The organism is Oceanobacillus luteolus (genome assembly GCF_042678205.1).
Classification (GTDB): domain Bacteria; phylum Bacillota; class Bacilli; order Bacillales; family Amphibacillaceae; genus Oceanobacillus; species Oceanobacillus luteolus.
In genome coordinates, this window is sequence record NZ_JBHUDE010000129.1 from 1 (window position 1) to 14,975 (window position 14,975).

Consider the following 14,975-nt stretch of genomic DNA (forward strand, 5'->3'; position numbering starts at 1 on the left):
TGTCGCTCAAGTCTAATTGTATATTGTAAAAAAAATGAATGGAGCCACCTTTAGTTGGGTATTTACTTTTTTGGCTCTATTAGAAAAAAAATTAAAACTGAAAATTCTGGTATTATTTATGCAACGCTAGTGATTGAATTTAACAAATACTTTCCACTATTTAGATTTATTTCGACCAAAAAAAATACAAACCACAATTATTGTAGCTTGTATAGCGATATTAATATTGTTGAATCTTTTCAACACGTAATAAATCCCCACAATGATATAATTCAGCAGCAGTCTCACCCTTTATTAAGAATAAGACGAATTCCTGCCACTCTGGAATATCAGCCCAACCTCGAAATTCTCCAATATAAGACTTTTCTATAAATGTCAATGCATCTGGGCTTTCTTCTCTTACTACAAAGACATATTTTTCTCCTTCAATTAGCTTATCAATTTGTCTAAAATTCATTAATAATCCTCCAAGATCACCTGTTATAAAATTCCCTGTTCTACAATTCTAAATAAAAATCAGACTATAAGAACGTCTTATAGTCTGAAAGAGTCTTCCCCAAATACATTGGTCATTTTCATTTATTAACTACATCTTTCCAATATTGTTCATTATAGAGCAGCAGAAATGCTTCTGCATCTCCCCCCGTGTTAAACACAGCAATAGCAAACTGATTGGCTCGTTGTACTCTTCGAATAGAGTAGTCAGTTTCCATAACAACATATTTTAATTCAGCATTTGGAAGAAGTTCCTTATAGCTGTAATGGAAATATAAATTACCGCATTCCCACATAGGCGCATATTTTAGTTGTTTACTGTTAATCATATCAAAATCATAAAAAGTGACAATATCACTAAAATATACTGGTGTTGCTTCTGTGTCACCTTTAAAATCAATGAGTAAAAAGTTCACCCAATTGGGATGCGAATGCCAACCTCTAAATAAACCTATATTTGTCTTCATTGTTACCTGTGATTTACTTGAATTCTCCAACATGATAAACACATATCTTTTTCCTGGCACTAATTTGCTTAGTTCCATCACAAACATCCTCCTAAAATAGACTTATCTGGTCATATATTTTATTATCAATTTCTTCATCTTTAACCTCTATGATTTCTTGCCCTTGACTTGAGTGATTACGTTGATAGCAAAAACAATATTCTTTTACTTCCGGGTCAATGTTTTCATAAAAACAAGGATTTTTTCCCATATCACACTCTTTATAATGTGAGCAAGCGGCAAATCCTGCTCTACTAAAGCCAATTTTAGTGAAACCGTTCTTTTGTTTTCTCATACTACACCTCTGATCATTTAATCCTACTTAACTCTTCACTCATTTTTCACACTAAATGGGTATCCACATATCTTTGGGCCTCTTCCGCCGTTTGGAAAATTAAACGTTCTTCACCCTCTTCTTCTAAAGGTGCATATTCTCCAATGAAAGAGAAGAAAATACCTATTACCCATCCATCCCCATCAGGGTTTTCTAATATAGTATACTTAGGCAGCTGTTCCCCTAAATATCTTATTAAAATATGGTAGCTAAAATAATTAGTATACTCTTTCCGCCATTCAGTCTTTTCCATACTATACAACCTCTCGAAGTATTAAATTTCGCCAATACACAATCTACATGTCGTTTTATACGCATGTTTCCTAAGCAGTGAAGTAATCCTCTAACAATCAACTATTCTTTTAACAGAAGTCACCATGAGGTGCTTGAATTAATCTGCTCCTCCGTTCTCCACTATCACTTTCTTCAACAATTTCGATACTGTTATCAGCGAAATTTATTGTTTTAATGACTTTCCAATTAGGCTTTTCTTCTAGAACATAGTGAATAAAACGTTGATAGCGTTCATTTAATTTGAAAATATCTTTCCAAATTAAATCGTTTGCCCCCATTTCCTCTGCTATTTTCTGTTCCCAGCTGCCACCAAATGGCCAGTAAATATCACTGATGATATAGTAGGTCCCCATCTCTTTAGCTTTCTGTTGAATTTCCTTCAAGATAACTTTCGCCGATTTCTCCACGGTATCACTCCTCAGTCATATAACAATTTACGTATTACATTTTTTCTCTAGGGTATTTTAAGCACAAAAAAACAGTCCGGTAATACACCGCACCTGCGCCCTAAATATATGGCTTATTTTTACCTCGACTTTTAACAAACATCCTCCTTCTCTTAGAATTCATCCCTTCCATCTTACCTAAAAGCAAAAAAGCGGCCTTCGGATAATAGAATATTAGACATACTGGTAGTACAGTACATTTTCTATTGATCCAAAGACCACTTTCATTAATGTTTTACCATCTACCTAAAGGCAGATTAAAAATAAGAAGATTAAAGGTTTATATTATTATCTTACAATAAAGGGATTCACAACACAAATAGATTCCTTATCATGCTTCCTCTGCAATTCTCACTAAAGAAGAAATACCGTTTCTCCATGTTGGTATAAACTCAGTATCATATTCTTTACACATACGTTTTATATGTTTCATCCCCACATGACCAGATACACCTAGCAAGAATACTACAATATCAGCTTTTTTCACTTTTGCTTTTAAATGGTGAAGACTATCGCTTGCATCGCCCCATAGAAAAGTACCACCTCGACCTTCAATACAAGTTCGGTACTCACTCATTTTAGGTTCGTTTCCAATTACTAATATACATTTATCGATTAATGTTTGTTCCAATACATCTGGCTGTTTTTCGTTATTATCCTTCTTGCTTTTCTTTGTAATTTCTTTAGCTTTTATAATTGTTTCCTCTTGTACCCGATGTTTCCATATTACTTTAGCTTTTTCTATATTGTCCTCTGGATATGCAATATCAATTAAATCTCCTTCGACAATATTAAAATCTAGTACATCCCTTTCATCTAATAATATTGTATATAGTCCTTCGTTATAACGTATGTATTCACCTGTTTCAGCACTTTCTTCAACAATTAATCGACCTGCAGCTTGTTTAACAGGACAGTAATTAATCTGTATACGGTTAGACTTTTCATCAATATTAGTCTTTTCAGCGAGCTCATAATTGAAATGACGAGTATCAGGATCTTCGTCGACTTTTCTAGTAGCGAATATCATATCACCATCATTTAAACCTAGTTTTCTAACGATACCTTCTGGAACAAATGCCTCTAAATCTGGTACAAACCCACCCCTAATCTTCCTTTCAAAACGATAAGATTTTTTCTGTCCAATTTCTTTTATATCGGGAGCGGCTCTTAAGTTATCCATTACTTCTTCAATTTTTTCTTCATTTATACTTTCATTATTTGTTGTCTCAAAAAGCCGTCCTTTAGCATCTTTAATATCTTTTAAAGTTTCAATGACACTTAATTGTTTTTCAATTATGCCCTTTATATCTTTTATATTTTCTAAATCTACGTTCTCCAATGTACTTACCATATCTTCTCTAAGAAAATTTACTATTTCTTTCTCTTTCATAATTTCACCTCGTTTGTTTTATGAATTATTAATTGGAGCCGGATATTCCAAAATTAAAGAAATCAATAAAATCAAGCTCATTCATCCTCTCAACAACACTTTCTGGTTTTGGTGGTTCTTTCATAATATCCCAATATGGATTCGCCGGTACACTCCTATCAAAACCCGCTGGCTCATCCCATTTGACATAACCTTCGATGGAATGAATATTTAACTTTTTACTTTTCGCCTCTTCTTCTGCATAACGGTAATCCTTAGTATACTTATAATCATCATATAAATAGGCAACTCGGGCCAAACCATTACTTAATAGGTATTTTTGTAGACTAGCTCCTTCGAGGGTATAAGCATGAGCTAGAAGACGATTATAATTATCAAATAGAGCGGCTGGTTCTAGTTCCAATATTACTTTTCCATTATATAACAAAGTTTCAACTGCTTTTTTAGCTTCATTGCCGTAATATTCATTTTTCCCATTTGTGATTTCAGGTGTGTCAATGCTAATCATACGAATTCCAAGCGCACCATTATTTTGGATTAACACTTGTTCGATTTGTTTTTTTCTATCCTGGTCTTTTATATACGATGTATCAACGTTAGAAACTGTAAGTGAATCACCATCTCGCACAGTTTCCACACTCGCAACAAGATATACACCTTTCCTGAGATTTATTTCACTGGGTACTGGATCACTAGGTAATAATGAACCGATAACTTTACTCCATTCCACTTCTCTTTCAGTGCTGCTGGAATTTACATTTGGTACACTTGCACACCCCACAAGAAAAAATATTATTGTTATGATGGTTAGACTTACGGGACGCATACGCATATAAATTTCCTCCTTATGTTTTAAAATAAATAAAAAAAGCCCACGAAAGATTTATCGATTAATATCGATTGATCTTCCGGGGCTGTATCCGATGGTATTTAATTATGTACGAATAAAAGGACTTTTAAACTCTATCCATGATAGGTGTTTTTTAATCAGTCGTATTTTAGACTTTTATTAAGTAATTAGATTGAATTATAAGGAGCTTATTTACCTAGTTCTTGTACCAAGTTGACTTCCTAATTTTCGATTATACAAGACACTATAATAATTATGACACAATTTTTTCAAAAAAAATAGTAAATCATGCGTTTTAGTAATAAAATAAGGAATAAAAGAGCCAGACGTATTAGTCTAGCTCCATTTTTGATATACTTGTAATAAGAAATGATAAAAATAAAATTTTGGCGGATTGAATTTTTATCATTTTTTAACCGAAGTAATTCAACAAAATAATTAAGATGATAATAGCCCAGACATTGTTGTCATTGTTTGGGTTATTATTTTTTTTATTGTTCTTGTCCATTTGTTCCCCCCCTTTTTATTAAGTATATAAATATAATATACTAGGTTTTATTGTGAAAGGTTTTAGATGGAGTCTTACTACAAATTATTGTAATCTACTTGGAACCAACACGCATAGTTTTCAACGTTCAGAAAAATTATATTTGTTTTCTGACATAAAGTCATCATAAATCAACAAGTTACGATAAGATAAAAAAAGCAAACCCTGATAGTACAAGGTTTGCCTGATATTGAGAGAGTAGTTTATGGGTATTTATGGTATAATGAATATAGATATTCATTCGAAATTCATCTATTGATGTTGGATAGGGTGGTTGGTATTATCCCCGAAAGGGGGTGATGCCATGACAACATTTCAGGCTTTAACGCTCATGATTTCGTTTTCCACGATGATCATCGCGTTGATCGCAGTCGTTGTCGCTATTTTAAACGCAAAAAAATAGCCCCCCTGTCAGCAAATGGGTAAGGGCTATTTTTCGTAAAGATAATGCCAATCCCCTATCAGAAGAATGGGTATCGACTTGACCACCGCTGGAACGGTGGTCTTTTTTATTATATGTTTATCTACTTATATGATACCACAATTTCTAGAAAAATACACTTGAACAAGATTTTATATTACCTCTACACAAAAGTTACAGGCTTCTTTTGAAGTATGGCAGTTTTATGTTAGTTTTATAATACTTTCATGTCACTTATATAACGTTAAGACGTTGTATAATAAAGATAGCGCAAGGTTGATAAATAGGTGCACATTTTACGGTGCTGTAGTCTATGGGGAGGTGAAAAGTAAAGTATGAAACATATTCAAGAAGTGGTATGGGGACTTGCTACATTGGTCTGGGGATTGGTTGCATTTGCATTGGTTCTATATATGGTTTAAGGATGGAAGTACGGGTAACAGAAAGTTTGGTCGCTTGGTGTTACCCTACTCCCTTTTGGTTTTAGTTTAACATAATTCCATTAAAAGTGCCTGCAACGATATAACAAACAACTTAGTGGATCGCCGTCCATTTTATTTCATCCGTAACTTTTACTGTAAATTGTGCTTTTCTATTTACTTTTTGTTCTCATCCCCCTCTTTTATATATAACACACCAAAATTTCAATGATGTGAAAGATTTCATTTGAGGAGGAAAGAGAAACATGACAGAAAAACAAATCAAGTTAATACCGTTTACGGTAGAAAGTACGGAATATCAACCAAATGAAATACCGCGCGGAGTTTCAATGGTAAACGCTCCGGAAATCTGGGAAGACAACGCTGGAGATGATGTGGTAATCGCTGTTATTGATACAGGAGTGGATGCCCACCATCCCGAGTTAAGCGGTAACATTATTGGCGGTTATAACTTCACCATCGCTGTCAAAGATAAGTATACAATTGATACCAAGGAACTTACGAGTAGAATTTGTAAGAAAGTAGAGAGAATATTTTTCAATAATATAGTACATTCCTAACCCCTAAAGAAGATGTTGTCCTTGCTTTGTCGTGTCCATTTCATCTTTTGCTTTTCCATTCAACATACATATCACTTAAAGGAATGCACCCGTGAGTTGAATATCATAGTCTCTAATTTCCGTTAAACGCTTCTTCTTCCCATACTATCAATCCATCATTATCAAGAGCTTCAATTTTTATCTGATCTGGTTCGATAGACGTTTCATAGTCAAATAAGCTATACCAGATACTTAAGTTATTATCTATTTTAACAATTTCAGCTTCGTGAATCTTTTCATTCTGTACTAAATTAACCTGCTGGATTTCATTCTCGGTAATAATTCCACCATAGAAATTGTGATCTTGCCATGGTCCCAATACTTGGCCACCACCCCAATCGAATCCTTCTTCAGGACTTAATGAGCTAAATTCTAAGAATAACGGAGATTCCTGCCCCTTTAACCATACACTTATTAAGAATCCTGTTTCATTCTCTACTAATAGTATGTACTTATCTTCTTCAATTTCTTTATGAATAATTTCGCTTGATTCACCGATATATTCATTCGCAAAATCGGACTCATAAATGCTTTTATATGTTTCGAAATTCTCTTCATATAACCAGTTAATATGATCTTGTAACTCTTCATTCTCACCTTGCAAATTTAGGTAGTCTATACTTAACTGATTGAACTCTTTCTGTAATTTTTTCATTTCCTCTGATTCTTCAGGATTAGACACTTCGCTTTCAGCAGATTCTATAAAATAGCTTCCTGCGACCATGAAAAGAATTATAGTAATGACCAAAATGATTTTTTTATTCTTCTTCATTTTTTCCTCCTTTGATACGATATTGTAGTTGTATGGTTATACAAAGAATATCATAAAATAAAACGTCTTATTCCTCCAAAAATAAATTTACGGCAAAAATAAGAATCATTCTCCAGTAGCTTGAGAGAATGATACAATAACAAATATGAACTAGGAGATTTAATTCTTTATATGAACAACATGATTTTATAGCAATATTGGATTAATAATATAAGCCGCCGCCAGAAGATCCACTACCTGCGATTCTAAAATGTTCTGTATGACCAGGTAAACTCGACAGAGAAAGGGTTGTTGTATAATTTTTTCTATTGCATGAAACCGTTCTCGAACCTAAAATTGTCCTAGAGAAATCTACTCCATATTTGTAAATTGAATATGTCATACTTCCGCTTGTGGACTGGTTTGTAATATATAAAATCAAGGATCTACTAGGATCGTTGTTAATAGGAATATCGATGTAATCGAATATAAGCTGCCAGTTAAAGTAAAGAATATTGGTGGTGCATAATAGAGTACAATCTAACCTCCTTATAAGTTAATGTCCAAGATGAATATATATGTATGTAAAATAGATTTTACCATAATTATCAAAAAAAGGGATACTCTTAGTATTATTTACAAATCATTAATAATGCCATATTGTTTCTAAAAGAACTATAAATTACAACCAATTTGTCGTGCTATTCTTTGTTAATGCATAGTCAAAAAAATCATCCTCAAAGTAACACGAGGATGATTTTAAAAACAAATTATAAAGGAGTATCTTATATATCTAGCTCTTTAATCAATAATATAAGCCTCCATTGGAACTACCGCTACCTGCGATTCTGAAATTTGCTGTACCTGGGTTATAACTTAAAGTTAGTGATGTTGTATAATTCTTTTTATTACCTGAGACTGTCCTTGAAGCAAGAGTGGTATTTCCATGTGATAATTTCTTCCAGACTGAGTAATTCAAATTACCGCTTGTAGACTGGTTACTTATAGATAATACTAAGGCTGTTGTAGGTATATTAACAATACCTATATCAATGTGTGATCTCATACTTACGTTAAAGGACCTATACAACCTACCAGATTGAGGTTGATAAGTTCCTTCAAGTTCAGTTAGTTCTAGTCCTGGAAGTATCATATTTGCGTTTTTATTTAACACTGAACCTGTGTTTAAAACTTCAAATTCATCCTCTTCTAAGATTTCATCGGTAATCAACACCTTCCACGCACCATTAATATCAGTTACTTTTGCTGGAAGCTTAAGACTTAAACCCGATTTGTATTCCGCCATCACCGTAAACTCGTAGTTATTCTTATTGATTTTTTTGGAATCCACTATCTTATAGTCAACCAATGGATCCTCAAGGAAAGCACCATCATAAAAGAATCTTGCTTCTTCTGGTGAGTCGAATCGCTCATCAATAACGCTGTCGTAATATTTTTTCGAGTCACCTTCTAAAGAAGCATCATATGCATTGCTCAATGCTTCGTCAGGACTTAAAGCATCTGCCGAGACAGTGCTAACGCCTAACACAACAAAAAACAACAAAGCACCAACAAACAAATTGACTTTTTTCATTACTCTACTCCCCCTATTTAACTATTCTTAACACAATTAACAAGCTACCCTCCTTATAAGTTAATTTCTAAGATGAGAATATACGTATGTATTTTATATACTACCATAATTATCTAAAAATGGTATATTTTTGGTTATGTTTACAAATTATTAATAATATCATATTATCAGCCGAAAGACAGGTGTAATAGGGGATGGAATAGATGCTATTTTTTTATGAAGGTTCATAGTAACTCTAATATAAAAAAGCTACTTTTTCTCTTATCGTCACAATTCCTTTTGCAATTTTACAAAATGCCTGTTTCTTCTGGTTTAAATCCAAATTCAACCTGAGCAACAGGAATCATTTTATCCCTAACTGTACTCCCCACAATAGTCGTGAAAGGATTCTCTTTATATCCTAAGATGACAGATTGGGTGAATTTGAAGTGTTTGTGTTTGATCAATTCAGGACTACGGGTGTTGAGTTGATAAGAAGAATGTAGAGACTTTTCTACGATTCCCTCCATCCCCTTCTTCTTCGTGAGTTCATGGAGTTCCGTACCATCTCCAATGATATAATGCTTGGTGACTAGTGTATTAGAAGATTTAATGATGTCATGTAATACACGCTTTCGTTCCATGAGTGGTGTTTTAAGGAGCGGATGAGCGATGTTCAACACATTGAAGGCTACAAAGGTAACTGGATGAGTTTACATCGCTAACTCAATCTTATATTTACTTCTCATCCTGCATCGGTAATGATGAATAAATATAATCTATCTGAGGGAGTTTAAGAACATTCTTTCACACTTATATTTCTTTCCATATATTCTTTTCTACCTTTTTAAATTCTTCTTTATCTAATTTAGCAAGCGTTTTAACAACGCTAAATAAAGTTATTCGCTGCTACTAATATCTACTTTGTTAATTTTTATTTAAATTCGACAATATAAATCATATAAACATTGATATAACAAACAAAAACAGGGACAAAAATTCATATGTGAATTGTGTCCCCAAAGACTATATACTTTAATGATTGCTTCCCATTAACCAAACATTTCATACAACCATAATCGAACATTAAGTATTGTGCCGTAAAGGAAAACTAGGAGGGATTTCTATTTGTGTAGAATTGGAGAGGTTCCGTGTCAAGAAATTATCGATGATTTTGAACCTATAATATTAAAGGTTATTAGCAAAGTTTCGCACAATGATCGAGGTTATATGAAGCAGGAAATCAGAATAAAAATTTTAAAAAAATGGAAATGTTGGATGGCTTGGAAGTATCAGGATTTATAAAATTTATTAATAAGGCCAAATAAACCCTCAGTTTATCTAATCTAACTCTGCTAAGGCATCAATAGATGAAACTAACAAACCCACTAATCTTAGTATGTTTGTTTTTAGTACATCTTCTGTTACACTGCTAATAATCTTTTTCATCATTTTATTTCCATTTCGTTTTATTTATCATTTTCACTTCCCAAACTAATAAATGAACTCCTTTTTTAATATCTTTATTAAGATCATAATTAAAACTATAAAATAAAACCATGAATAATAAACCCTCGTAAAGCCAGTCACAGCAACAATTCGTTTTTAATTTCCTTCGAATTTAAACGAAATACCATCTACATTTTCATATTCAGAGAAAAAATCGTTTAAAAAACATAACAATAACCAAAATATACAAGCATTGGTTAAATATTCACCTGCTTTTATGTTAAATTCACAGACATTTAGAGTATAAAAAAAAGAGGAGTTATCGTATTAAATCTCTTCATTTCGCTTGGATGGTTATAAATTGCATTTTATTCCGTTGGTGAATGATGAAGTCATAAAAAATACCACGACAAATACACCTTGGCTTTTACACCAAAGTGCTTGGATTTGCATTGTATTCATTTGTGGCGGCAAATCGCATGTTGATGGTGTCGATATACTCCTTCGCTTGTTCCAACCAGTCAATTAAATAGGACTCTTTTCTAACTAGCTTGGTGTACTGATTCTGCCACTTCCGAACGGTTGGAAGAAGAGATTTCACCATATTATCAATGTTTTCTTTGAGACTATTATTATACTGTTCACTCTCCTGGTTGATTCCTCCTCGATTGGATTCTTGTTTATGGACCCGAGACGTGATCCAATTCCTATTCCATTGCTCCAGGACTCTAGCGATGAGACGATGTTCCGTGATACGACGCTCTGTCTCTGATTTGATATCGGTGCTTGCAATCTCGACTAAGGATTGAATTGCATCTGCTTGATGCTGGTGCTTTGTCATTTCTTCTGTCATTACGGAGAAGATAATGGCACTAAAATATGCCGACAACGCACCTACGTTCTCGTTTTCGTGAATAACTTTATATAAGGAACTTGATAACTTTTCTAGTGACTTTTTGTATACCGCTCTTGCGATACTCATTACGGTATCGATCAGTCCAGTTGTATGATGATTGTCTTTCTCGACTTGTTTAGCACCTCGGATTAAGGAGCGGAATACATACTTTGCCACACGCTCAATTTCTATGCAATGTTCATCGGAGAGGTACTCTTCGTAGCCATGTTGAAATAGAGCCTTTCTTAATTCGAAACGCTCGGTGTGGTTATGAACGACGTCCTCTAAATAAGATTTTTCAAAAGAAACTCGAATGATTTCTTTGCGAAGGAAAAAACTGGTCGCCAAAGAAACCTCTAATTTTCCGTTAAAGGCTTCATTTATCTCTTCAATTGTACGGTATAACACAGTTCTAGACGGAATGAGCCCGGTGGAAACCTCATTTCGGTAGATAAAATCAGATACCTCTAAGGATACATTTGTTTTCCCCGAATGAGAGACGGAAACCTCCATTACTGCAGATAACAGTATTCGTTTGGCATATACAGATAAAGTTTGAAAAGCCTCCGAATACAAAAAACGAAACTTCTTTCCATATCGATCCGCTTTACTGTACAGTAAAGAAGATTTTCCCAGAAGCATAAGGTAAGGAAAATCGGAATCTGTGTGATCTACTTTTAAAATACGTTTGCCTCGTGTTAAAGATGTGAATTTATGTATAACTTCGTTGACATACTTCTTAGTTGTACCTACACGTTTTGCAAGAGTAGCAAGATCGATTTTCAATCGACCATCCCAATCCGTATTTTTTATCATCTCTAGCACGATATCTATTTCTTTAGCCGAAGCCTTTTTCAACAAAAAGTCGTATACGTCCTCATAAATCATAGCATTCCACCTACCTTCTACTTCCATTTAACAACAATTTACACTATTGATAGATAGATTGCTATACTGTACTACCACGGACATTTGACAGCAAAATTCTAGCTTATACTGTACCTCTACGGACAGTTTAAATTTATGTTTTCGTTACCAAATTTGGAAACACTACTGTACTCCTACGGACACTTTGAAACAAAAATCTAACAACCGCTCCAATTTATGATACTGTACCACTACGGACAGTTTATTATTAGTTGTATTTTTTTATGTGGCAATCGTTCTGTTGTACCTCTACGGACAGTTCTCTTTTTTTAACTTGATAGAATAGGGTTCACTATTTTTTCGCTACTGTACCCTCACGGACGGTTCTTTTATCTTTTTAGATGATTCTATTTTTTTATCATACTGTACTCCGACGGACACTTGTTCATTTGGTAGCGAAGATTGTTTACTTAATAAACTACTGTACCTCTACGGACACTTCCAATTTGTTAAAATTTGCCTCGCATACTGTACCTGTACGGACAGTTTAAGAGAAAAATTTTCTTAAAAAATTTTTTCAACATCAAATAATCTCCCGTTTGAACAGGAGATTCATATTTTACATCATGTCATTAATGGTAAGTTGCTTGATTCCGCCGCCCCCAATGTAATCTTTTTTACCTAAGACATCTTTTAACCAATCTGTAATTTCAATTTCCAGTTTGGTAAACGAGCGACCTTCTTTAATAAAAGTATACTCTTTAATAATATCAATACTTTTTAGCTCTTCGCAGCCTTTTTCGACAACACCTTTATTTTTTGGCCTTCTATCTTCTAAAAATAAGGTACCGTATACTTCATCAAGCGGAATGATAAACACGCCTTCTTCTTTAACGTATTCACTAGCATTCTCCATGCTAGCTATTCCAGATATCATGACATATAAGGCTTGTGCTGCTTCTATTTCCAGCTCATTGAAGACTGCAATACTAATAAATGTGTAATATCCGTGATTGAAAGATTTTTCAATATGAGGAGAGAACTGAAATCGAAACTGCTTGGAATTAACTTCACCGGACTTATTATATTCCACAGTAGATTCATCAGCTATAATCAAATCAAACCGTTCCGTTTTCACTCTCTTACCCGTTTCGCTCTCATAGGCTTCCTGGAAGACGACAGATGTATTACGTAGTTTCTCCAAGGAATTTCTGACGAGTTGGTATTGATTTCCCCCCATGCCCATATCCAATCGATTTACGATCTGATACTCTGTAAAGGTAACCCATTCCCCATAATCTTGCTCTTCCCATAGGGAAAATAAAGCAAATAAAGCCTTCGCATCTGCCATGGTCAGCATATGACCTAAATTATTTTGATATGTCATTTTTCGGATGCCGTCTTTATCTATCTTAATGTAGCCATCTTTCTTACCTTGCGCTTTTCTCTTTTTGGACCCTCCAACAAAATAAGGTGCATGCGTCAATAAATTCGTTTCCACTCGGTTTGTCTTTTTATTCTTTTCTCTGCGATACTCCTTTGCTTCAGCAATGACTTTCTTGCACGTATCTAATAGCTGGGAGCCTCGCATAATCCCTTCTTCAGAAATATCTTCTGATTTAAATAGGGCCAATTCTTCATTGGTTAATTGATTAATCACTTCTTCGTAATCTTTGATTCTATATTTACGTGATTTCTCTATTTTACTCGCTATTCTTGCTATACCGTCTATGTATCCATAGGGATTTTCCTCTATCATGTCACCGACTTCTTGTTTTACATGCGTAAGTAGTTCCATAACTGATTTTTTCATCATTCAATCCCCTCTCAAGCTCTCTATCTACTATATTAAAACAAAACGCCCTTTAAGGACACCCCCAGACTATTATAGTTGAGTAAAAGAAAATAGCTGCTATTCATAATAGCAGCTAAAAATTATATTGCACACTCTTCCGGTTTTACATCAAAGGCAAAACCTTTAAAGGACACAATTCTCAATTTTTGATTCTCTGTTTTTTCAAGATATTGAACTTCACAACAAAGGACTGGATCAATCCAGTAAACATTGTCTGCCTTATTTGTTATTATCTCTTTGGCAATATTGCGGAAAGCCTGTTTTTCTTCTATTGAAAAGCCAAATTCAACTTGAGCTACCGGAGTTATATTTCCGTTCTGCTTCATTCCTACTATCATTGAAAATGGATTTTCCTTATATCCCAGGATTATAGTTTTCATTCGTTTAAAGTGCTTATATTTTAACCATTCTGCACTTCGTACACCCACTTGGTAAATAGAAGATAAAGGCTTAGCAACAATTCCTTCCATGCCTTTCTCCTTGGTTATTTGAAAAAGACTTTCTCCATCCTCAATTATATACGGTGTAGGAACTATTTGATTAGAAGGTATTATGATATCAGATAAAATTTGTTTTCTTTCATAAAGCGGGAGTTTTAACAATGGTTTCTCTGTGGCCAACACATCAAATGCAACAAAGGTTACAGGGTGGCTAACCATAGCCGACTCAATCTTATGATTGCTCCGCAACCTCCCTCGGTATTGAAAATCTTCGAAAACAGATACCCCATCCCTGATTACAACTCCTTCACAATCAAGAATCGCTATCTCCGTTTTGATATGAGGAACAATCTGCTCCAATTCAGGAAACTGATCAGTAACCCGATTTCCGTGCCGGGTATAAGCTTCTATACGGTTGCCTTGCTTATGAAGTAAAATCCTCCAACCATCCCACTTAATATCATAAAGGTTATTTAAATCATTGTGTATTTCACTTCCCATGGAAAGCAACATAGGTTTTATGGATGTAAATAGCATATAACATTCCTCCACAATCTATTATCTCATGCTTATCCATGTATATAAACAGGAGGTATTTTCCAGTTGTACCCTGTAAGAATCTCCTGTGAAGCCAAAATTTATAAAAAATATTATTGTTCACTAGCGTTGCATTAATTAAGACTAAATATTAACAAGACCCCGAATTTTCGCTAACTTACTTTAATGCAAATAAAAAGTCCTTTATAATGGATTTATTCAGGTGGTAACCCATCCAAATCCAAAAATAAAGGACAAATCTCATGGATAAGGTTACACGAAA

Annotated in this window: 15 protein-coding genes; 2 read left to right on the top strand and 13 right to left on the bottom strand. The window is 34.0% G+C overall.

The features are described 5' to 3' along the window. Positions 1–220: 220 nt before the first annotated feature. The 7 genes from ACFSBH_RS13935 to ACFSBH_RS13965 all read right to left on the bottom strand — a co-directional run bounded on the left by ACFSBH_RS13935 (position 221) and on the right by ACFSBH_RS13965 (position 4,300). Positions 221–457: a hypothetical protein gene (locus ACFSBH_RS13935; RefSeq protein ID WP_379598112.1), complete on the bottom strand. Its 237-nt coding sequence runs from the start codon at positions 455–457 to the stop codon at positions 221–223. Between the two features lie 118 nt (positions 458–575). Continuing rightward, positions 576–1,040, bottom strand: a complete 465-nt coding sequence (locus ACFSBH_RS13940; protein ID WP_379598114.1) for a hypothetical protein — start codon at positions 1,038–1,040, stop codon at positions 576–578. 13 nt (positions 1,041–1,053) lie between these two features. Continuing rightward, positions 1,054–1,296, bottom strand: a complete 243-nt coding sequence (locus ACFSBH_RS13945; protein ID WP_379598116.1) for a hypothetical protein — start codon at positions 1,294–1,296, stop codon at positions 1,054–1,056. A 46-nt stretch (positions 1,297–1,342) separates the two neighbouring features. After that, the gene (locus ACFSBH_RS13950; RefSeq protein ID WP_379598118.1) at positions 1,343–1,588 is read right to left on the bottom strand and encodes a hypothetical protein; all 246 of its coding nucleotides are present in this window, start codon (positions 1,586–1,588) and stop codon (positions 1,343–1,345) included. A gap of 109 nt (positions 1,589–1,697) precedes the next feature. After that, complete coding sequence (locus tag ACFSBH_RS13955; protein ID WP_379598120.1) at positions 1,698–2,036, bottom strand: hypothetical protein; 339 nt, start codon at positions 2,034–2,036, stop codon at positions 1,698–1,700. 370 nt (positions 2,037–2,406) lie between these two features. Next, positions 2,407–3,468 carry a DUF2325 domain-containing protein gene (locus tag ACFSBH_RS13960; protein ID WP_379598122.1) on the bottom strand — a complete coding sequence of 354 codons (1,062 nt, stop codon included), beginning with the start codon at positions 3,466–3,468 and terminating at the stop codon, positions 2,407–2,409. Between the two features lie 28 nt (positions 3,469–3,496). After that, complete coding sequence (locus tag ACFSBH_RS13965; RefSeq protein WP_379598124.1) at positions 3,497–4,300, bottom strand: thermonuclease family protein; 804 nt, start codon at positions 4,298–4,300, stop codon at positions 3,497–3,499. An 869-nt stretch (positions 4,301–5,169) separates the two neighbouring features. Here ACFSBH_RS13965 and ACFSBH_RS13970 point away from each other — a divergent pair. Both ACFSBH_RS13970 and ACFSBH_RS13975 read left to right on the top strand, forming a co-directional pair. Beyond that, positions 5,170–5,268 (top strand): putative holin-like toxin, encoded by a 99-nt coding sequence (locus ACFSBH_RS13970; RefSeq protein ID WP_244741897.1) that lies wholly within the window; start codon positions 5,170–5,172, stop codon positions 5,266–5,268. Between the two features lie 703 nt (positions 5,269–5,971). Continuing rightward, entirely contained in the window at positions 5,972–6,286 is a 315-nt protein-coding gene (locus ACFSBH_RS13975) for a S8 family serine peptidase (protein ID WP_379598126.1), read from the top strand. A 112-nt stretch (positions 6,287–6,398) separates the two neighbouring features. On the opposite strand, the gene ACFSBH_RS13980 is transcribed toward ACFSBH_RS13975, so the two are convergent. The 6 genes from ACFSBH_RS13980 to ACFSBH_RS14005 form a co-directional block, all read right to left on the bottom strand. Next, positions 6,399–7,097: a hypothetical protein gene (locus ACFSBH_RS13980; RefSeq protein WP_379598128.1), complete on the bottom strand. Its 699-nt coding sequence runs from the start codon at positions 7,095–7,097 to the stop codon at positions 6,399–6,401. Positions 7,098–7,881: 784 nt separating this feature from the next. Further along, positions 7,882–8,670, bottom strand: coding sequence for a hypothetical protein (locus ACFSBH_RS13985; RefSeq protein ID WP_379598130.1), 789 nt, complete (start codon positions 8,668–8,670; stop codon positions 7,882–7,884). A gap of 287 nt (positions 8,671–8,957) precedes the next feature. Next, positions 8,958–9,332 carry an ATP-dependent DNA ligase gene (locus ACFSBH_RS13990; RefSeq protein WP_379598132.1) on the bottom strand — a complete coding sequence of 125 codons (375 nt, stop codon included), beginning with the start codon at positions 9,330–9,332 and terminating at the stop codon, positions 8,958–8,960. Between the two features lie 1,193 nt (positions 9,333–10,525). Continuing rightward, positions 10,526–11,881, bottom strand: coding sequence for a hypothetical protein (locus tag ACFSBH_RS13995; protein ID WP_379598134.1), 1,356 nt, complete (start codon positions 11,879–11,881; stop codon positions 10,526–10,528). Between the two features lie 598 nt (positions 11,882–12,479). Then, positions 12,480–13,673, bottom strand: coding sequence for a hypothetical protein (locus ACFSBH_RS14000; protein WP_379598136.1), 1,194 nt, complete (start codon positions 13,671–13,673; stop codon positions 12,480–12,482). Between the two features lie 122 nt (positions 13,674–13,795). Continuing rightward, a complete protein-coding gene (locus ACFSBH_RS14005; protein WP_379598138.1) occupies positions 13,796–14,692 on the bottom strand; it encodes an ATP-dependent DNA ligase in 897 nt (298 codons plus the stop codon). Positions 14,693–14,975 lie beyond the last annotated feature (283 nt).

Excerpts from the sequence above, each read along its gene's own strand:
- ACFSBH_RS14005 (WP_379598138.1), bottom strand. The coding sequence starts at position 14,692 with ATGCTATTTACATCCATAAAACCTATGTTGCTTTCCATGGGAAGTGAA.
- ACFSBH_RS13980 (WP_379598128.1), bottom strand. The coding sequence starts at position 7,097 with ATGAAGAAGAATAAAAAAATCATTTTGGTCATTACTATAATTCTTTTC.
- ACFSBH_RS13935 (WP_379598112.1), bottom strand. The coding sequence starts at position 457 with ATGAATTTTAGACAAATTGATAAGCTAATTGAAGGAGAAAAATATGTC.
- ACFSBH_RS13975 (WP_379598126.1), top strand. The coding sequence starts at position 5,972 with ATGACAGAAAAACAAATCAAGTTAATACCGTTTACGGTAGAAAGTACG.
- ACFSBH_RS14000 (WP_379598136.1), bottom strand. The coding sequence starts at position 13,673 with ATGAAAAAATCAGTTATGGAACTACTTACGCATGTAAAACAAGAAGTC.
- ACFSBH_RS13965 (WP_379598124.1), bottom strand. The coding sequence starts at position 4,300 with ATGCGTATGCGTCCCGTAAGTCTAACCATCATAACAATAATATTTTTT.
- ACFSBH_RS13995 (WP_379598134.1), bottom strand. The coding sequence starts at position 11,881 with ATGATTTATGAGGACGTATACGACTTTTTGTTGAAAAAGGCTTCGGCT.
- ACFSBH_RS13985 (WP_379598130.1), bottom strand. The coding sequence starts at position 8,670 with ATGAAAAAAGTCAATTTGTTTGTTGGTGCTTTGTTGTTTTTTGTTGTG.
- ACFSBH_RS13940 (WP_379598114.1), bottom strand. The coding sequence starts at position 1,040 with ATGGAACTAAGCAAATTAGTGCCAGGAAAAAGATATGTGTTTATCATG.
- ACFSBH_RS13960 (WP_379598122.1), bottom strand. The coding sequence starts at position 3,468 with ATGAAAGAGAAAGAAATAGTAAATTTTCTTAGAGAAGATATGGTAAGT.
- ACFSBH_RS13970 (WP_244741897.1), top strand. The coding sequence starts at position 5,170 with ATGACAACATTTCAGGCTTTAACGCTCATGATTTCGTTTTCCACGATG.
- ACFSBH_RS13945 (WP_379598116.1), bottom strand. The coding sequence starts at position 1,296 with ATGAGAAAACAAAAGAACGGTTTCACTAAAATTGGCTTTAGTAGAGCA.
- ACFSBH_RS13950 (WP_379598118.1), bottom strand. The coding sequence starts at position 1,588 with ATGGAAAAGACTGAATGGCGGAAAGAGTATACTAATTATTTTAGCTAC.